19 protein-coding genes and 2 tRNA genes are annotated in these 17,815 nt (G+C 48.3%); 13 read left to right on the top strand and 8 right to left on the bottom strand.

Annotated features, from left to right (window positions below; all coding sequences use genetic code 11):
* Positions 1-43: 43 nt before the first annotated feature.
* From ssaM to ssaU, 10 genes are all read left to right on the top strand, one after another.
* Entirely contained in the window at positions 44-412 is a 369-nt protein-coding gene (gene ssaM, locus ACH0VJ_RS02655; RefSeq protein WP_000383702.1) for an SPI-2 type III secretion system apparatus protein SsaM, read from the top strand.
* Positions 397-2,442: an SPI-2 type III secretion system apparatus protein SsaV gene (ssaV, locus tag ACH0VJ_RS02650; protein WP_001258231.1), complete on the top strand. Its 2,046-nt coding sequence runs from the start codon at positions 397-399 to the stop codon at positions 2,440-2,442. The genes ssaM and ssaV overlap by 16 nt, the downstream gene beginning before the upstream one ends.
* A complete protein-coding gene (gene ssaN / locus ACH0VJ_RS02645; protein WP_000787219.1) occupies positions 2,432-3,733 on the top strand; it encodes a SctN family type III secretion system ATPase SsaN in 1,302 nt (433 codons plus the stop codon). The genes ssaV and ssaN overlap by 11 nt, the downstream gene beginning before the upstream one ends.
* A 2-nt stretch (positions 3,734-3,735) precedes the next feature.
* Positions 3,736-4,113: an SPI-2 type III secretion system apparatus protein SsaO gene (gene ssaO, locus ACH0VJ_RS02640; protein ID WP_000449089.1), complete on the top strand. Its 378-nt coding sequence runs from the start codon at positions 3,736-3,738 to the stop codon at positions 4,111-4,113.
* Complete coding sequence (ssaP, locus tag ACH0VJ_RS02635) at positions 4,094-4,468, top strand: SPI-2 type III secretion system apparatus protein SsaP (protein ID WP_001223304.1); 375 nt, start codon at positions 4,094-4,096, stop codon at positions 4,466-4,468. The genes ssaO and ssaP overlap by 20 nt, the downstream gene beginning before the upstream one ends.
* Positions 4,449-5,417, top strand: a complete 969-nt coding sequence (ssaQ, locus tag ACH0VJ_RS02630; RefSeq protein WP_000944190.1) for an SPI-2 type III secretion system cytoplasmic ring protein SsaQ — start codon at positions 4,449-4,451, stop codon at positions 5,415-5,417. Before ssaP ends, ssaQ begins: the two co-directional genes overlap by 20 nt.
* Before the next feature lie 67 nt (positions 5,418-5,484).
* On the top strand, positions 5,485-6,132 hold the full coding sequence (gene ssaR, locus ACH0VJ_RS02625) for an SPI-2 type III secretion system export apparatus protein SsaR (protein WP_000056367.1): 648 nt from the start codon (positions 5,485-5,487) through the stop codon (positions 6,130-6,132).
* Positions 6,129-6,395 carry an SPI-2 type III secretion system apparatus protein SsaS gene (ssas, locus tag ACH0VJ_RS02620; RefSeq protein WP_000999982.1) on the top strand — a complete coding sequence of 89 codons (267 nt, stop codon included), beginning with the start codon at positions 6,129-6,131 and terminating at the stop codon, positions 6,393-6,395. Before ssaR ends, ssas begins: the two co-directional genes overlap by 4 nt.
* Complete coding sequence (gene ssaT / locus ACH0VJ_RS02615) at positions 6,396-7,175, top strand: SPI-2 type III secretion system apparatus protein SsaT (RefSeq protein WP_000068766.1); 780 nt, start codon at positions 6,396-6,398, stop codon at positions 7,173-7,175.
* Positions 7,172-8,230 (top strand): SPI-2 type III secretion system apparatus protein SsaU, encoded by a 1,059-nt coding sequence (gene ssaU / locus ACH0VJ_RS02610; protein WP_001291722.1) that lies wholly within the window; start codon positions 7,172-7,174, stop codon positions 8,228-8,230. Before ssaT ends, ssaU begins: the two co-directional genes overlap by 4 nt.
* A gap of 157 nt (positions 8,231-8,387) precedes the next feature.
* Here the strand turns inward: ssaU and ACH0VJ_RS02605 are convergent.
* The 3 genes from ACH0VJ_RS02605 to mdtK form a co-directional block, all read right to left on the bottom strand.
* Positions 8,388-8,464 (bottom strand) — tRNA-Val (locus tag ACH0VJ_RS02605).
* 10 nt (positions 8,465-8,474) lie between these two features.
* A tRNA-Val gene (locus tag ACH0VJ_RS02600) sits at positions 8,475-8,551 on the bottom strand.
* Positions 8,552-8,702: 151 nt separating this feature from the next.
* Positions 8,703-10,076 (bottom strand): multidrug efflux MATE transporter MdtK, encoded by a 1,374-nt coding sequence (gene mdtK, locus ACH0VJ_RS02595; protein WP_001175072.1) that lies wholly within the window; start codon positions 10,074-10,076, stop codon positions 8,703-8,705.
* A gap of 216 nt (positions 10,077-10,292) precedes the next feature.
* Between mdtK and ACH0VJ_RS02590 the strand changes: the two genes are divergently transcribed.
* On the top strand, positions 10,293-10,934 hold the full coding sequence (locus tag ACH0VJ_RS02590) for a riboflavin synthase (protein WP_000493973.1): 642 nt from the start codon (positions 10,293-10,295) through the stop codon (positions 10,932-10,934).
* Positions 10,935-10,975: 41 nt separating this feature from the next.
* On the opposite strand, the gene cfa is transcribed toward ACH0VJ_RS02590, so the two are convergent.
* A complete protein-coding gene (cfa, locus tag ACH0VJ_RS02585; RefSeq protein WP_000098879.1) occupies positions 10,976-12,124 on the bottom strand; it encodes a cyclopropane fatty acyl phospholipid synthase in 1,149 nt (382 codons plus the stop codon).
* Positions 12,125-12,413: 289 nt separating this feature from the next.
* Positions 12,414-13,619, bottom strand: coding sequence for a purine nucleoside transporter PunC (punC, locus tag ACH0VJ_RS02580; RefSeq protein WP_001182309.1), 1,206 nt, complete (start codon positions 13,617-13,619; stop codon positions 12,414-12,416).
* Between the two features lie 112 nt (positions 13,620-13,731).
* Here punC and punR point away from each other — a divergent pair, with 112 nt between their 5' ends.
* Positions 13,732-14,664 carry a DNA-binding transcriptional activator PunR gene (punR, locus tag ACH0VJ_RS02575; protein ID WP_000269523.1) on the top strand — a complete coding sequence of 311 codons (933 nt, stop codon included), beginning with the start codon at positions 13,732-13,734 and terminating at the stop codon, positions 14,662-14,664.
* Here punR and purR read toward each other — a convergent pair.
* Positions 14,661-15,686 (bottom strand): HTH-type transcriptional repressor PurR, encoded by a 1,026-nt coding sequence (purR, locus tag ACH0VJ_RS02570; RefSeq protein ID WP_000190992.1) that lies wholly within the window; start codon positions 15,684-15,686, stop codon positions 14,661-14,663. The two genes, punR and purR, sit on opposite strands and share 4 nt — an antisense overlap.
* A 295-nt stretch (positions 15,687-15,981) precedes the next feature.
* Between purR and ACH0VJ_RS02565 the strand changes: the two genes are divergently transcribed.
* Positions 15,982-16,071 (top strand): YnhF family membrane protein, encoded by a 90-nt coding sequence (locus tag ACH0VJ_RS02565; RefSeq protein ID WP_000102277.1) that lies wholly within the window; start codon positions 15,982-15,984, stop codon positions 16,069-16,071.
* Between the two features lie 82 nt (positions 16,072-16,153).
* Here the strand turns inward: ACH0VJ_RS02565 and sodB are convergent, their stop codons facing one another.
* Together sodB and ACH0VJ_RS02555 are read right to left on the bottom strand one after the other, a co-directional pair.
* The gene (sodB, locus tag ACH0VJ_RS02560) at positions 16,154-16,735 is read right to left on the bottom strand and encodes a superoxide dismutase [Fe] (RefSeq protein WP_000007294.1); all 582 of its coding nucleotides are present in this window, start codon (positions 16,733-16,735) and stop codon (positions 16,154-16,156) included.
* Between the two features lie 126 nt (positions 16,736-16,861).
* Complete coding sequence (locus ACH0VJ_RS02555; RefSeq protein ID WP_001537211.1) at positions 16,862-17,683, bottom strand: C40 family peptidase; 822 nt, start codon at positions 17,681-17,683, stop codon at positions 16,862-16,864.
* Positions 17,684-17,815 lie beyond the last annotated feature (132 nt).

Here is a 17,815-nt window from a genome sequence, read left to right as displayed (position 1 = left end):
TATTTAGGTAAATTGGCTTTCTGGCTCATCATGAGGCGTCAGGATGGATTGGGATCTCATTACTGAACGTAATATTCAGCTTTTTATTCAATTAGCAGGATTAGCTGAACGGCCTTTAGCAACCAATATGTTCTGGCGGCAAGGACAATATGAAACCTATCTAAACTATCATAACGGTCGTATTCACTTATGTCAGATACTCAAGCAAACCTTCTTAGACGAAGAACTGCTTTTTAAAGCGTTGGCTAACTGGAAACCCGCAGCGTTCCAGGGTATTCCTCAACGATTATTTTTGTTGCGCGATGGGCTTGCAATGAGTTGTTCTCCACCTCTTTCCAGCTCCGCCGAGCTCTGGTTACGATTACATCATCGACAAATAAAATTTCTGGAGTCGCAATGCGTTCATGGTTAGGTGAGGGAGTCAGGGCGCAACAGTGGCTCAGTGTATGCGCGGGTCGGCAGGATATGGTTCTGGCGACGGTGTTATTAATCGCTATTGTGATGATGCTGTTACCTTTGCCGACCTGGATGGTTGATATCCTGATTACTATCAACCTTATGTTTTCAGTGATCCTGCTCTTAATTGCTATTTATCTTAGTGACCCTCTCGATTTATCGGTATTTCCGTCTTTATTACTTATTACTACATTATATCGTTTGTCACTCACAATCAGCACATCACGGCTGGTACTGTTACAACATAATGCCGGTAATATTGTGGATGCTTTCGGTAAGTTTGTCGTAGGAGGAAATCTCACCGTTGGGTTGGTCGTATTTACCATCATTACTATCGTGCAATTTATTGTCATTACAAAAGGTATCGAGAGGGTGGCGGAAGTTAGCGCACGTTTCTCGCTTGATGGGATGCCAGGCAAACAAATGAGTATCGATGGCGATTTGCGTGCCGGAGTTATCGATGCAGACCATGCCCGTACATTAAGACAGCATGTCCAGCAGGAAAGCCGCTTTCTCGGTGCGATGGACGGTGCGATGAAATTTGTTAAAGGCGATACGATTGCCGGTATTATTGTTGTTCTGGTGAACATTATCGGCGGTATCATTATCGCTATCGTACAATATGATATGTCGATGAGTGAGGCTGTTCACACTTATAGCGTACTGTCAATCGGAGATGGTTTATGTGGGCAAATTCCATCGCTGCTGATTTCCCTTAGCGCGGGAATTATTGTCACCCGTGTCCCGGGTGAGAAACGCCAGAACCTGGCGACAGAGTTGAGTTCTCAAATTGCCAGACAACCTCAGTCGCTCATATTAACCGCTGTGGTTTTAATGCTCCTCGCTTTAATTCCTGGCTTTCCTTTTATCACTCTCGCTTTCTTTTCAGCGTTGTTAGCATTGCCAATTATCCTCATTCGCCGCAAAAAGTCTGTGGTTTCCGCAAATGGCGTCGAAGCACCGGAAAAAGATAGTATGGTTCCCGGCGCATGTCCTCTAATCTTACGTCTTAGCCCGACGTTACATTCTGCCGACCTGATTCGTGATATTGACGCCATGAGATGGTTTTTATTTGAGGATACCGGCGTCCCTCTCCCTGAGGTGAATATTGAGGTTTTGCCTGAACCCACCGAAAAATTGACGGTACTGCTATATCAGGAACCCGTATTTAGTTTATCTATTCCCGCTCAGGCGGATTATTTATTGATAGGCGCGGACGCTAGTGTGGTGGGTGACAGCCAGACGTTACCGAACGGGATGGGGCAGATCTGTTGGCTTACAAAAGACATGGCCCATAAGGCGCAAGGTTTTGGACTGGACGTTTTCGCGGGCAGCCAACGTATCTCTGCCTTATTAAAATGTGTCCTGCTTCGGCATATGGGAGAGTTTATTGGTGTTCAGGAAACGCGTTATCTAATGAATGCGATGGAAAAAAACTACTCTGAGCTGGTGAAAGAGCTTCAGCGCCAGTTACCCATTAATAAAATCGCTGAAACTTTGCAACGGCTTGTATCAGAGCGGGTTTCTATTAGAGATTTACGTCTTATTTTCGGCACCTTAATTGACTGGGCGCCACGTGAAAAAGATGTCCTGATGTTGACAGAATATGTCCGTATCGCGCTTCGTCGTCATATTCTGCGTCGTCTTAATCCGGAAGGAAAACCGCTGCCGATTTTGCGGATCGGCGAAGGTATTGAAAACCTCGTGCGTGAATCCATTCGCCAGACGGCAATGGGGACCTATACTGCGCTGTCGTCTCGTCATAAGACGCAGATCCTGCAACTTATCGAGCAGGCGCTGAAGCAGTCAGCCAAATTATTCATTGTCACTTCTGTCGACACCCGACGTTTCTTGCGAAAAATTACAGAAGCCACCTTGTTCGACGTACCGATTTTGTCATGGCAGGAATTAGGAGAGGAGAGCCTTATACAAGTGGTAGAAAGTATTGACCTTAGCGAAGAGGAGTTGGCGGACAATGAAGAATGAATTGATGCAACGTCTGAGGCTGAAATATCCGCCCCCCGATGGTTATTGTCGATGGGGCCGAATTCAGGATGTCAGCGCAACGTTGTTAAATGCGTGGTTGCCTGGGGTATTTATGGGTGAGTTGTGCTGTATAAAGCCTGGAGAAGAACTTGCTGAAGTCGTGGGGATTAATGGCAGCAAAGCTTTGCTATCTCCTTTTACGAGTACAATCGGACTTCACTGCGGGCAGCAAGTGATGGCCTTAAGGCGACGCCATCAGGTTCCCGTGGGCGAAGCGTTATTAGGGCGAGTCATTGATGGTTTTGGTCGTCCCCTTGATGGCCGCGAACTGCCAGAAGTCTGCTGGAAAGACTATGATGCAATGCCTCCTCCCGCAATGGTTCGACAGCCTATCACTCAACCATTAATGACGGGGATTCGCGCTATTGATAGCGTTGCGACCTGTGGCGAAGGGCAACGAGTGGGTATTTTTTCTGCTCCTGGCGTGGGGAAAAGCACGCTTCTGGCGATGCTGTGTAATGCTCCAGACGCAGACTGCAATGTTCTGGTGTTAATTGGTGAACGTGGACGAGAAGTCCGCGAGTTCATCGATTTTACACTGTCTGAAGAGACCCGAAAACGTTGTGTCATTGTTGTCGCAACCTCTGACAGACCCGCCTTAGAGCGCGTGAGGGCGCTGTTTGTGGCCACCACGATAGCAGAATTTTTTCGCGATAATGGAAAGCGAGTCGTCTTGCTTGCCGACTCACTGACGCGTTATGCCAGGGCCGCACGGGAAATCGCTCTGGCCGCCGGAGAGACCGCGGTTTCTGGAGAATATCCGCCAGGCGTATTTAGTGCATTGCCACGACTTTTAGAACGTACAGGAATGGGGGAAAAAGGCAGTATTACCGCATTTTATACGGTACTGGTGGAAGGCGATGATATGAATGAGCCGTTGGCGGATGAAGTCCGTTCACTGCTTGACGGACATATTGTGCTATCCCGACGGCTTGCAGAGAGGGGGCATTATCCTGCCATTGACGTGTTGGCAACGCTCAGCCGCGTTTTTCCAGTCGTTACCAGCCATGAGCATCGTCAACTGGCGGCGATATTGCGACGGTGCCTGGCGCTTTACCAGGAGGTTGAACTATTAATACGCATTGGGGAATACCAGCGAGGAGTTGATACAGATACTGACAAAGCCATTGATACCTATCCGGATATTTGCACATTTTTGCGACAAAGTAAGGATGAAGTATGCGGACCCGAGCTACTCATAGAAAAATTACACCAAATACTCACCGAGTGATCATGGAAACTTTGCTGGAGATAATCGCGCGGCGTGAAAAGCAATTACGCGGCAAACTTACCGTACTTGATCAGCAGCAACAGGCGATTATTACGGAACAGCAGATTTGCCAGACGCGCGCTTTAGCAGTGTCTACCAGACTGAAAGAATTAATGGGCTGGCAAGGTACGTTATCTTGTCATTTATTGTTGGATAAGAAACAACAAATGGCCGGGTTATTCACTCAGGCGCAGAGCTTTTTGACGCAACGGCAGCAGTTAGAGAATCAGTATCAGCAGCTTGTCTCCCGGCGAAGCGAATTACAGAAGAATTTTAATGCGCTTATGAAAAAGAAAGAAAAAATTACTATGGTATTAAGCGATGCGTATTACCAAAGTTGAGGGAAGTCTTGGGTTGCCATGCCAGTCTTATCAGGATGATAACGAGGCGGAGGCGGAACGTATGGACTTTGAACAACTCATGCATCAGGCATTACCCATTGGTGAGAATAATCCTCCTGCAGCATTGAATAAGAACGTGGTTTTCACGCAACGTTATCGTGTTAGTGGCGGTTATCTTGACGGTGTAGAGTGTGAAGTCTGTGAATCAGGGGGGCTAATCCAGTTAAGAATCAATGTCCCTCATCATGAAATTTACCGTTCGATGAAAGCGCTAAAGCAGTGGCTGGAGTCTCAGTTGCTGCATATGGGGTATATAATTTCCCTGGAGATATTCTATGTTAAGAATAGCGAATGAAGAGCGTCCGTGGGTGGAGATACTTCCAACGCAAGGCGCTACCATTGGTGAGCTGACATTGAGTATGCAACAATATCCAGTACAGCAAGGGACATTATTTACCATAAATTATCATAATGAGCTGGGTAGGGTGTGGATTGCAGAACAATGCTGGCAGCGCTGGTGTGAAGGGCTAATTGGCACCGCTAATCGATCGGCTATCGATCCTGAATTGCTATATGGAATAGCTGAATGGGGGCTGGCGCCGTTATTGCAAGCCAGTGATGCAACCCTCTGTCAGAACGAACCGCCAACATCCTGCAGTAATCTACCACATCAGCTAGCGTTGCATATTAAATGGACAGTTGAAGAACATGAGTTCCATAGCATTATTTTTACATGGCCAACGGGTTTTTTGCGCAATATAGTCGGAGAGCTTTCTGCTGAGCGACAACAGATTTATCCTGCCCCTCCTGTAGTAGTCCCTGTATATTTAGGCTGGTGCCAGCTTACGTTAATTGAACTTGAGTCTATCGAAATCGGCATGGGCGTTCGGATTCATTGCTTTGGCGACATCAGACTCGGTTTTTTTGCTATTCAACTACCTGGGGGGATCTACGCGAGGGTGTTGCTGACAGAGGATAACACGATGAAATTTGATGAATTAGTCCAGGATATCGAAACGCTACTTGCGTCAGGGAGTCCAATGTCAAAGAGTGACGGAACATCTTCAGTAGAACTTGAGCAGATACCACAACAGGTGCTCTTTGAGATCGGACGTGCGAGTCTGGAAATTGGACAATTACGACAGCTTAAAACGGGGGACGTTTTGCCTGTAGGTGGATGTTTTGCGCCAGAGGTGACGATAAGAGTAAATGACCGTATTATTGGGCAAGGTGAGTTGATTGCCTGTGGCAATGAATTTATGGTGCGTATTACACGTTGGTATCTTTGCAAAAATACAGCGTAAACCTGATAAGAAAAATAATATGCGAACAATATAATAGCGTTCCAGGTCGTGTCATGAGAGATACAGTATGTCTTTACCCGATTCGCCTTTGCAACTGATTGGTATATTGTTTCTGCTTTCAATACTGCCTCTCATTATCGTCATGGGAACCTCTTTCCTTAAACTGGCGGTGGTATTTTCGATTTTACGAAATGCTCTGGGTATTCAACAAGTTCCCCCAAATATCGCACTGTATGGTCTCGCGCTTGTACTTTCCTTATTTATTATGGGGCCGACGCTATTAGCTGTAAAAGAGCGCTGGCATCCGGTTCAGGTCGCTGGCGCTCCTTTCTGGACGTCTGAGTGGGACAGTAAAGCATTAGCGCCTTATCGACAGTTTTTGCAAAAAAACTCTGAAGAGAAGGAAGCCAATTATTTTCGGAATTTGATAAAACGAACCTGGCCTGAAGACATAAAAAGAAAGATAAAACCTGATTCTTTGCTCATATTAATTCCGGCATTTACGGTGAGTCAGTTGACGCAGGCATTTCGGATTGGATTACTTATTTATCTTCCCTTTCTGGCTATTGACCTGCTTATTTCAAATATACTGCTGGCTATGGGGATGATGATGGTATCGCCGATGACCATTTCATTACCGTTTAAGCTGCTAATATTTTTACTGGCAGGCGGTTGGGATCTGACACTGGCGCAATTGGTACAGAGCTTTTCATGAATGATTCTGAATTGACGCAATTTGTAACGCAACTTTTATGGATCGTCCTTTTTACGTCTATGCCGGTGGTGTTGGTGGCATCGGTAGTTGGGGTCATCGTAAGCCTTGTTCAGGCCTTGACTCAAATACAGGACCAAACGCTACAGTTCATGATTAAATTATTGGCAATTGCAATAACCTTAATGGTCAGCTACCCATGGCTTAGCGGTATCCTGTTGAATTATACCCGGCAGATAATGTTACGAATTGGAGAGCATGGTTGAATGGCACAACAGGTAAATGAGTGGCTTATTGCATTGGCTGTGGCTTTTATTCGACCATTGAGCCTCTCTTTATTACTTCCCCTATTAAAAAGTGGCAGTTTAGGGTCCGCGATTTTACGTAATGGCGTGCTTATGTCACTTACCTTTCCCATATTACCAATCATTTACCAGCAGAAGATTATGATGCATATTGGTAAAGATTACAGCTGGTTAGGGTTAGTCACCGGAGAGGTGATTATTGGTTTTTTAATTGGGTTTTGTGCGGCGGTTCCCTTTTGGGCCGTTGATATGGCGGGGTTTCTGCTTGATACTTTACGTGGCGCGACAATGGGTACGATATTCAATTCTACAATAGAAGCTGAAACCTCACTTTTTGGCTTGCTTTTCAGCCAGTTCTTGTGTGTTATTTTCTTTATAAGCGGCGGCATGGAGTTTATATTAAACATTCTGTATGAGTCATATCAATATTTACCACCAGGGCGTACTTTATTATTTGACCAGCAATTTTTAAAATATATCCAGGCAGAGTGGAGAACGCTTTATCAATTATGCATCAGCTTCTCTCTTCCTGCCATAATATGTATGGTATTAGCCGATCTGGCTTTAGGTCTTTTAAATCGGTCGGCACAACAATTGAATGTGTTTTTCTTCTCAATGCCGCTCAAAAGTATATTGGTTCTACTGACGCTCCTGATCTCATTCCCTTATGCTCTTCATCACTATTTGGTTGAAAGTGATAAGTTTTATATTTATCTGAAAGACTGGTTCCCATCTGTATGAGCGAGAAAACAGAACAGCCTACAGAAAAGAAATTACGTGATGGCCGTAAGGAAGGGCAGGTTGTCAAAAGTATTGAAATAACATCATTATTTCAGCTGATTGCGCTTTATTTGTATTTTCATTTCTTTACTGAAAAGATGATTTTGATACTGATTGAGTCAATAACTTTCACATTACAATTAGTAAATAAACCATTTTCTTATGCATTAACGCAATTGAGTCATGTTTTAATAGAGTCATTGGCTTCTGTACTGCTGTTTCTGGGCGCTGGGGTAATAGTTGCTACTGTGGGTAGCGTGTTTCTTCAGGTGGGGGTGGTTATTGCCAGCAAGGCCATTGGTTTTAAAAGCGAGCATATAAATCCGGTAAGTAATTTTAAGCAGATATTCTCTTTACATAGCGTAGTAGAATTATGTAAATCCAGCCTAAAAGTTATCATGCTATCTCTTATCTTTGCCTTTTTCTTTTATTATTATGCCAGTACTTTTCGGGCGCTACCGTACTGTGGGTTAGCCTGTGGCGTGCTTGTGGTTTCTTCTTTAATAAAATGGTTATGGGTAGGGGTGATGGTTTTTTATATCGTCGTTGGCATACTGGACTATTCTTTTCAATATTATAAGATTAGAAAAGATCTAAAAATGAGTAAAGATGACGTAAAACAGGAGCATAAAGATCTGGAGGGCGACCCTCAAATGAAGACGCGGCGTCGGGAAATGCAGAGTGAAATACAAAGTGGGAGTTTAGCTCAATCTGTTAAACAATCTGTTGCGGTAGTGCGTAATCCAACGCATATTGCGGTTTGTCTTGGCTATCATCCCACCGATATGCCAATACCACGCGTCCTGGAAAAAGGCAGTGATGCTCAAGCTAACTATATTGTTAACATCGCTGAACGCAACTGCATCCCCGTTGTTGAAAATGTTGAGCTGGCCCGCTCATTATTTTTTGAAGTGGAACGCGGAGATAAAATTCCTGAAACGTTATTTGAACCCGTTGCAGCCTTGTTACGTATGGTGATGAAGATAGATTATGCGCATTCTACCGAAACACCATAAATGCTTTTGGTATGCTTCTTCAGGCCACTGCGAAGGTTAAGAGGGTAATAGCGTATAGAGCAGTGCTTGACGATAAAGGTGAGAGACTGAAAATAATCGCTTTTAGCCTGGCACAAGCACCAGATAGCGTATTATAAAATTAAACAAGATAATGGATTGGTGCGTCTGAATGGACTCGAACCATCGACCCCCACCATGTCAAGGTGGTGCTCTAACCAACTGAGCTACAGACGCATTAAAATGATGGTGCGTTCAATTGGACTCGAACCAACGACCCCCACCATGTCAAGGTGGTGCTCTAACCAACTGAGCTATGAACGCAACGTTGTAGGTGACAACGGGGACGAATATTAGCGTCACAACCGCAATGAGGCAAGAGGGAAATCGCAATTTTCTTCCTGAAATCACCTGATTGCGGTGGAAATATGCAACATGTCGAGAAAATAGCCGCCATGCGACGGCTATCGTCGTATTATCGCGCAGCGCGCTGCAAAATGATGGCGGACGGCTGACGTTGTAGATAGCGCATCCGTAGCATCATTAACACCGCCGCCGAGGTCAGGCCGATGATGAACCCCATCCAGAAGCCTGCCGGTCCCATACGATCCACCACCAAATCCGTTAACGCCAGGATATAACCGCTGGGTAAACCTAACACCCAGTAGGCGGTAAAGGTGATAAAAAAGATGGAACGCGTATCTTTATAACCGCGCAGAATACCGCTGCCGATAACCTGTATAGAGTCGGAAATCTGGTAAACCGCAGCGAGCAGCATTAATTGCGCGGCAAGCGCCACGACCTCAGGGTTGTCATTGTAGAGCAAAGCAATATGCTTACGCAGAGTAACGGTAAAAATAGCGGTAACCACAGCCATACAAATGCCGACGCCTAAACCGGTACGCGCTGCGGTTTGCGCATCCAGCGTTGAGCCCTGGCCCAGACGATAACCCACTCGAATCGTTACCGCCGCAGCCAGCGACATCGGCAGTACGAACATCAGCGAGCTAAAGTTAAGCGCAATCTGATGACCGGCGACATCCACAATACCTAATGGCGAAACCAGCAGCGCAACGACCGCAAATAACGTCACTTCAAAGAACAGCGCCAGCGCAATCGGCAACCCCAGTTGAATCAGGCGCTTCATGGCGACGCTATCAGGTTTGCCAAAGCCTTTTTCATTACGAATATCACGCATTGAACGCGCGTGTTTAATGTAAGAAAGCATGGCGATAAACATCACCCAATAGACCGCCGCAGTCGCAACGCCGCAGCCGATACCGCCGAGTTCCGGCATACCAAAATGGCCATAGATAAAAATATAGTTCACCGGAATATTCACCAGCAGGCCCAAAAATCCCATCACCATACCCGGTTTGGTTTTGGCCAGACCTTCGCACTGGTTTCGCGCTACCTGAAAGAAAAGGTATCCTGGCGCGCCCCACAGCAGCGCGCGAAGATAACCCACGGCTTTATCGGCCAGCGCCGGATCAATATTATGCATAGAGCGGATAATGTATCCGGCATTCCACAGGACGATCATCACCAGCACGGAGACAAAGCCCGCCAGCCAGAACCCTTGTCGAACCTGATGCGCGATACGCTCACGACGGCCGGAGCCATTGAGTTGCGCAATCACAGGCGTCAAGGCCAGCAGTAAGCCGTGACCAAACAAAATGGCGGGAAGCCAGATAGAGGTGCCGATAGCGACGGCAGCCATGTCCGTAGCGCTATAGCCTCCCGCCATGACGGTATCGACGAATCCCATTGCGGTCTGTGCCACTTGCGCAAGGATCACCGGTATCGCTAACGCTAATAACTGACGCGCTTCACTGGTATACTTCTGCACGTATTCACCTTTTATTTTGTTGTTATATGAAAGACTAAAAAGCCGCCGTAGTGGCAGCCAAAAGAAATAGCAGGGGAAATTTCAGTCTATTGTAGCGGGGTATTACTATTTCTCCAGTGAAAAAACAGTTGTTAACGGCGCATTGCTGGCAAGCTGTTTTTCCACCTGCTATTGTGCTGAACAGTTCTGCTTTTATTTATTTCAGGAGTTGAAGATATGTTTACGGGGATCGTACAGGGTACCGCGAAACTGGTATCGATTGATGAAAAACCCAACTTTCGCACCCATGTGGTGACGTTACCGGACTACATGCTGGAGGGGCTGGAGACGGGGGCGTCGGTAGCGCATAACGGATGCTGTTTGACGGTGACTGAAATAAACGGTAACCAGATAAGTTTTGATCTGATGAAAGAAACGTTGCGCATCACCAATCTGGGCGCGTTGAGGGTAGGTGATGAGGTCAACGTAGAGCGCGCCGCCAAATTCAGCGATGAAATCGGTGGTCATCTGATGTCGGGGCATATTATTACGACGGCGGAGATCGCGAAAATCCTGACCTCCGAAAATAACCATCAGGTGTGGTTTAAAGTGCAGGATGCGTCCCTGATGAAGTATATCCTGTACAAAGGCTTTATCGGCGTCGACGGCATCAGTTTGACCGTCGGCGAGGTAACGCCAACGCGCTTCTGCGTGCATCTCATTCCGGAAACGCTGGAACGTACTACGCTTGGCAGAAAAAAACTGGGTGAGCGTGTGAATATCGAGATCGATCCGCAAACGCAGGCGGTTGTCGATACCGTAGAACGCGTACTGGCTACACGAGAAAATGTGGTCAGAAATCAGGCCGACATTGGCTAACGGAAAATAAGATTCCCCCGCATGAAATGCGGGGGAGATGATTAGCGAGGAACGCGCAGACCGTTTTCAACGCCGCGCGTAAATACCACCTGCCAAAGCTGGATATCACGCGCGCGAAACGCACCCGCGCAGGCGTTGAGATAATAGCTGAACATACGTTTAAAGCGCTCGTTATAATTGCCCGCAATCTCTGGCCAGGCATTGATAAAGCGCTCATGCCACGCCATCAGAGTCGTGTCATAGTCGGCGCCAAAGTTATGCCAGTCTTCCATTACAAAGTGTGATTCGCTGGCCTCGGCGATTTGACGAACAGACGGCAAACAACCGTTGGGGAAAATATACTTATTGATCCACGGATCGACATTATGATCGGTTTTTTTAGAACCAATAGTATGGAGCAGGAAAAGACCATCCGGTTTTAAATTCCTGTCAACGACTTCAAAATAGGTGTTGTAGTTTTTTGGCCCGACATGTTCGAACATGCCGACGGAGACGATTCGGTCAAACTGATCGTTAAGGTCGCGATAATCTTCCAGGAGAATGGAGACATCCAGACCTTCGCAACGCGTCTGCGCCATTTTTTGTTGTTCAGCGGAGATCGTTACGCCCACCACGCTAACGCCATAATGGGTCGCCATATATTGCGACAGGCCGCCCCAGCCGCAGCCGATATCCAGCACACGCATCCCCGGTTGTAGCTGTAGCTTTTCGCAAATTAATTTCAGCTTGGCTTGCTGTGCCGCTTCCAGCGTATCGGCATCTTTCCAGTAGGCGCAAGAATATTGCATATAGGGATCGAGCATACGGGAAAAAAGGTCATTACCAAGATCGTAATGTTCCTTGCCGACAATCCAGGCGCGTTTTTTACTTTGTAGATTAATCAGACGCGCGCCGAGGATACGGAGCGTATCTTTAACATGGTGGGGGAGTTGATTTTCAAGACCGGCACGTAAGACTTTGCTGAAGAAAATATCCAGACGCTCGCATTCCCACCAGCCATCCATGTAACTCTCACCTAACCCCAACGATCCTTCCTGAAGGACGCGTTTAAAAAAATCGGGATTCTTAACACGAATGTCAGACGGGGCGGAACCATTAATTGTAATATCCGCGCGACTTAACAATTCGTTGGCGATTCGGTACCAGTTATCATCCGGTACGCTGACTTCTTCTATACACGATGAACTCATAGCTTCTCCATCACTGGACGGTGATCAGAACCTTAAAACAGCGTAGACGCTTTTTTGGCTTTGTGAGAAATCCCACGGACAATTCCGTGAGCCAGTTATCCGACGTAGAACAGAGGAAGGGAGGAGCCCTTGCCGAAAAGGCCATCCATGGTGAATCGGGAACGCTCCGGTTCCCGTTAATGCCTAATAATTATCGTAATATAAACAACCGGGAATCAGTATAGGCCGCAATTTTTGATGATTCAACCGAAAATTGTTAGCGTGCTAATTACCAGCGGTTAACAAGTCTTTAGTGAGACTTGTCGTGGGCGACATTGGCATGGGGAAATCCGGTCTCAGCGCAATCTGCATGAGACTGCATTTTGTAACCTAACGCCGCCAGAACAACGGTAGAGAGCATTACGCTGGTGGTGGTCAGCAGCGGCGTGCTGATGAGCCATGAAACCACCAGGCTTGCCAGGAAACATAACCCCAGTTGCAGCGTATTTTGTAGCGCCGCAGCGCGCCCCGTGGCTTGAGGGAAAGGGCGTAACGCTTGCGCGACGACGATAGGGTAGATGGCACCATTAGCAATCGCCATTACGCAGAAAGGAATCAGGATCTCCACCAGTGAGGCATTATTCAGAAGGCCCGCTCCCCAGGTGGCGATAACGCTCAGCGCATACAGCCCTAACAGCCACGGAAGCAATTGGTAGCCCTGCCATTTTTGTAGCGCCGCGCGGCAACCATATCCGCCAATCAGAAAAGCGATGGTTTGCGGAACATAGCTCAGGCCAATCACTGCCGGGCTGTAACCCATCGCGCTGAGAATAAATGGGGACCCTGTTAGCCACGCAAAAAAGCTGGCGGAACAGGCGGCATAAATCAGCACATTACCGCGATAGGTTTTAGAGCGTAACAACGTCGCGAAAGTGAGTTTATCCTGTCCTTCGGTACGCGCTTTTCCCGATGGTTTTAAGCGCAGCGCCGGCAACATCAGCAACAACGTAATCACGAACAGAGTGGCGAAAATCGCCTGCCATGAGAAATGCGTCAGTATCCAGCTTCCCAGTAAGGGCGCAAGCGCCGGGGATAATCCCACCAGTGGCATGATCGTGGCGAAGATACGGTTAATTTTTTGCGAAGGATAATAATCGGTCACCAGCGCTTGCCAGATTACCGTTGCCGCGCAAACGCCGACGGCCTGCACGAAGCGCAGCGTCAGCAGTGCTGCCGCGCTTTCTACCCACAGCATCCCCAGACTTCCGAGCGCAAAGATAGATAACCCCAGCAGTAAAATCGGTTTACGGCCATAACGATCCGATAGCGGTCCCCAGAGGAGTTGCGCGACGGCAAAGCCAGCTAAAAACAGGCTGAGGCTGGCGCTGACCGCGGCGGCAGGCGTTTGTAAATCCGCCTGTATGGCGGCAAACGCGGGCAGGTACATGTCCGTAGCCAGAAATCCCAGCACGCTAAGGCCGGCTAACCAGACTAAAAAACCTTTTCCAGGTTGCATATTTGTTTCTCTTTCTTATCAGACAGACATTGTCGCAGAGTGTAGGGAGTGAAATTACGGTTGTGAAACGTTAATATTTGTCCAGTGAATTCAAAATTTTTGTAGGCAAATTATGTGGTCGGAATACTCGCTTGAAGTGGTTGACGCCGTGGCGCGCAATGGCAGTTTTAGCGCGGCGGCGCAGGAACTGCACCGTGTGCCTTCAGCAGTCAGTTACACCGTTCGTCAGTTAGAGGAGTGGCTGGCCGTACCGCTTTTTGTACGACGTCACCGTGATGTTGAACTGACGCCTGCTGGCGTCTGGTTTTTAAAAGAAGGGCGTTCTGTTATCAAAAAAATGCAGATCACTCGCCAGCAGTGTCAGCAAATTGCTAATGGCTGGCGCGGGCAGTTAGCTATTGCGGTGGACAATATCGTCAGACCAGAACGTACCCGGCAGATGATCGTCGATTTCTATCGCCATTTTGACGATGTGGAACTGCTGGTTTTTCAGGAGGTGTTTAACGGCGTCTGGGACGCGCTCTCCGACGGGCGTGTCGAACTGGCGATTGGGGCGACGCAGGCGATTCCGGTAGGGGGGCGTTACGCTTTTCGGGATATGGGGACCCTGAGCTGGAGCTGCGTAGTGGCAAGCGATCACCCGCTGGCGTCGATGCCTGGGCCGTTAAGCGATGATACCCTGCGCAACTGGCCGTCGCTGGTCAGGGAAGACACTTCGCGAACCTTACCGAAACGGATTACCTGGCTGCTGGATAACCAAAAAAGGGTCGTCGTACCGGACTGGGAGTCATCGGCAACCTGCCTGTCGGCAGGACTATGCGTGGGAATGGTGCCGACGCATTTTGCCCGACAGTGGATAGACAGCGGAAAATGGGTGGCGCTGACGTTAGAGAATCCGTTTCCCGATGCGGCCTGTTGCGTGACGTGGCAGCAAAACGAAGCCTCGCCCGCGCTGGCATGGCTGCTGGACTATTTGGGCGATAGCGAAACGTTGAATCGGGAGTGGCTGCGGGAGCCAGAAGAGGCTCCCGACAGTGGGGATTAACGCCGATAGTCGCGGAACGGGCCGTCAGCGACCGAGCGACGCTCAACCAGGCGTGGATGAACTTCAATAGACTGTGACTCTTCACGCTTATTGACGATGCGATCCAATAGCATATTAAATGCGGTTTCACCTAAAGAGTCTTTGGGCTGGTGAATCGTCGTCAGCGCCGGGGTAAAGAAACGGGCGTTACGCACATTGTCATAACCGATCACCGAAACGTCCTGCGGTACGCGAAGCCCCATTTCGTCAGCCGCGCAAAGCGCGCCCATCGCCATAATATCGCCGCCGCAGAAAACGGCGGTAGGGCGATGTGACTGCGATAAAATTTGCTGCATCGCGTGGTAACCGGATTCCGGCTCGAAGTCGCCCTGAACAATCCAGTTGTCCGGCACGTTGATCAGCGCCTCCTCCATGGCTTTCATAAAGCCTGCCAGCCGGCCCGCGCCGGTGTTGCGCTCCAGCGGGCCGGGAATAACGCCGATATCCCGGTGGCCGCGTTCAACCAGATAACGACCCGCCATATAGCCGCCTGCAAAGGCGTTATCAATCACCGTGTCGGTAAAATCGGCCTTCGCCTCACCCCAGTCCATCACCACCATCGGAATATGGCGATACTCTTCCAGCATGGAAAGCAGAGGTTCTGGATACTCAGAACACATCACCAGCAGGCCATCCACGCGCTTTTGCGCCATCATGGACAGGTAGGCGCGCTGTTTTTCCAGGTTATTCCAGGCGTTGCCTAAAATCAGCGTATAGCCTTTCTGGAAACAGTTTTTTTCAACTGCCTCGATAATTTCGGCAAAATAGGCCGCTTCGCTGCTGGTCGCCAGTAAGCCTATCGACTTGGTATGGTTAACCTTCAGGCTACGCGCGACGGCGCTGGGAGAGTAGTGCAGCTCTTTAATTGCCGCCCAGACCGCGTTACGCGTTTCTTCAGCGACAAAACGCGTTTTGTTGATTACGTGTGATACAGTTGTAGTGGAAACGTTTGCTCGTTTCGCTACATCTTTAATTGTTGCCATTACATTTCACTCCAGACCCTCGCTAAGCTCCTGAGAAACGCCAGGTAAACGTTTGCCTACACACACCCTAATCGCAACATCAGGGTTGCGGCACGCCGGAAAAACGACACGGAACGTCAGGAAGGGGTCAATGGCCGTTACGCTAATTCAGTAAGCCTGGAATTTTGTCTGATCTTGAGGAAAAGGGGAAGCGTTAAAAACAGTTATCAATATAAAACATGAGAGATTTTTGTGCGGGAATGTGCAAAAATGCGCTACATCACTTTTTGTGTGGGAATAAAAAGGAGAAAACTTGATGAGTACCGACCTGAAATTTTCGTTGATTACTACGCTGATTGTTCTGGGCGTGATTGTCGCAGGTGGATTAACGGCCGCTCTGCACTGATTTCCTCTCTTCTGAGGGTGGGCGTCTCCTCTATTCTATCCCTCTCTAAAACGCAGAAGGCGTACCTTCTGCGTACTCAGACTTATGCGGCGAGATTTTTCGCAACAAATTCCCAGTTAACCAGCGCCCAGAAATGCTCCAGATAGTTTGGACGGGCGTTGCGGTAGTCGATGTAATACGCGTGTTCCCACACATCAACCGTCAGCAACGGCGTTGCATCCGTAGTCAGCGGCGTACCGGCATTTGAGGTAGAAACGATAGCCAGTTTGCCATCAGCGCTTTTTACCAGCCATGTCCATCCGGAACCAAAGTTTTTGATAGCGGCATCGGTGAATTGCGCTTTAAATTCCGCGAAGCTGCCAAAAGATGCCGCGATAGCATCAGCCAGTTTCCCGGTCGGTTCGCCACCGGCGTTTGGCGCCAGGCAGTTCCAGTAGAAGGTGTGGTTCCACACCTGAGCGGCGTTATTAAAGATGCCGCCTTCGGAGGCGCGCACGATCTCTTCCAGCGATTTGCCTTCAAACGCCGTGCCTTTGATCAAATTGTTAAGATTGGTCACGTAAGTCTGATGATGTTTGCCATAGTGATATTCCAGCGTCTCAGCAGAAATATGCGGCGCCAGAGCATCTTTGGCATACGGTAATGCAGGTAATTCGAACGACATTGCTTCTCTCCTTATTATTAATATTGCGCACGCACAATACCCCTGGTGCGCGTAAGGATAGGGTAGCAAATTGAGCGGTGGCGCAAAAGAAGAAGTTATCCTGTCGTTAAACGACAGGATAAAATATTAGCGAATTGTTTTAGGCGTCATCACCCGGCGGGCGCCGACATAATGACGTTGCCAGTATTCTTCGTTCAGTGAGGTGATCTTAATTTCCTGACCGCTGCGCGGAGACTGGATAAACTTACCGTTGCCGACATAGACGCCAACGTGATCGGCGGTGCCGCGCCCCTGCGTACGGAAGAACACCAGATCGCCGTTTTTCAACTCGCTACGCTCAATGGGCGCCGCGTCACGCAGGTGATACATCTCATTCGCCGTTCGGGGGATACGGATCTTCACTAAATCTTTATAGGCATAATAAACCAGACCGCTGCAATCAAAACCGGTGCGCGGCGACGCGCCTCCCCAGTGATACGGTTTACCAATCTGATTCATGAGTTTGGACATCGCGGTTTTCGTCGCTTTTTGTACTTTTGCACGATGCGCATCGGCAATAGAGGCCGGCAATGTTCCTTTCCCCTTCACGCAGTGCGGCTTACGGCCTTTACGCGTCGTGCATTTTTCCGTTACGTCGAGGGCGGCGATTGACGTGGGCGCGGTTCTGTTACGACGATGCGTCGTATGACGAGATTTTGTGGCGGCGGTGGTACGTTTTGGCGTAGAAGCGGAAGAAGAACGGCTGGTTTTTGAGGTTTTTTTTACGTTTTTTTTGCTGGTTTTACTGATCTTTTTCGTTGTGCTTTTCTTTTTATCTGCCGTTTTCGTGACATGAGAAACAGCAGGCGTCGCTTTGGCTTGCCTGGAAGCATGGGCCATTGGCGTAAAAGGGAGAGTAGTAAAAAGTAAAGCACAGAGCGTGATCGAGATTTTGTTTATCCGCGCCACTGAGCAATCCTCTGTTAAAGGCAGGCGATTCATGCCTGCGTATGATTTACAAAACCTGATAATTCTAATCTACAAAAGCACAGATTGGTAATTGCTTTTGGTTTCTGAAGCTGTGTTTCGTTAACAGATGTA

Source organism: Salmonella sp. 2020_1459, from assembly GCF_043847915.1.
Lineage (GTDB): Bacteria > Pseudomonadota > Gammaproteobacteria > Enterobacterales > Enterobacteriaceae > Salmonella > Salmonella enterica.
This window is presented reverse-complemented; position numbering and strand designations above follow the sequence as displayed.

Coding starts and splice junctions, on each gene's coding strand:
- ssaM (WP_000383702.1), top strand. CDS start 44: ATGGATTGGGATCTCATTACTGAACGTAATATTCAGCTTTTTATTCAA.
- ssaV (WP_001258231.1), top strand. CDS start 397: ATGCGTTCATGGTTAGGTGAGGGAGTCAGGGCGCAACAGTGGCTCAGT.
- ssaN (WP_000787219.1), top strand. CDS start 2,432: ATGAAGAATGAATTGATGCAACGTCTGAGGCTGAAATATCCGCCCCCC.
- ssaO (WP_000449089.1), top strand. CDS start 3,736: ATGGAAACTTTGCTGGAGATAATCGCGCGGCGTGAAAAGCAATTACGC.
- ssaP (WP_001223304.1), top strand. CDS start 4,094: ATGCGTATTACCAAAGTTGAGGGAAGTCTTGGGTTGCCATGCCAGTCT.
- ssaQ (WP_000944190.1), top strand. CDS start 4,449: ATGTTAAGAATAGCGAATGAAGAGCGTCCGTGGGTGGAGATACTTCCA.
- ssaR (WP_000056367.1), top strand. CDS start 5,485: ATGTCTTTACCCGATTCGCCTTTGCAACTGATTGGTATATTGTTTCTG.
- ssas (WP_000999982.1), top strand. CDS start 6,129: ATGAATGATTCTGAATTGACGCAATTTGTAACGCAACTTTTATGGATC.
- ssaT (WP_000068766.1), top strand. CDS start 6,396: ATGGCACAACAGGTAAATGAGTGGCTTATTGCATTGGCTGTGGCTTTT.
- ssaU (WP_001291722.1), top strand. CDS start 7,172: ATGAGCGAGAAAACAGAACAGCCTACAGAAAAGAAATTACGTGATGGC.
- ACH0VJ_RS02590 (WP_000493973.1), top strand. CDS start 10,293: ATGTTTACGGGGATCGTACAGGGTACCGCGAAACTGGTATCGATTGAT.
- cfa (WP_000098879.1), bottom strand. CDS start 12,124: ATGAGTTCATCGTGTATAGAAGAAGTCAGCGTACCGGATGATAACTGG.
- punC (WP_001182309.1), bottom strand. CDS start 13,619: ATGCAACCTGGAAAAGGTTTTTTAGTCTGGTTAGCCGGCCTTAGCGTG.
- punR (WP_000269523.1), top strand. CDS start 13,732: ATGTGGTCGGAATACTCGCTTGAAGTGGTTGACGCCGTGGCGCGCAAT.
- purR (WP_000190992.1), bottom strand. CDS start 15,686: ATGGCAACAATTAAAGATGTAGCGAAACGAGCAAACGTTTCCACTACA.
- ACH0VJ_RS02565 (WP_000102277.1), top strand. CDS start 15,982: ATGAGTACCGACCTGAAATTTTCGTTGATTACTACGCTGATTGTTCTG.
- sodB (WP_000007294.1), bottom strand. CDS start 16,735: ATGTCGTTCGAATTACCTGCATTACCGTATGCCAAAGATGCTCTGGCG.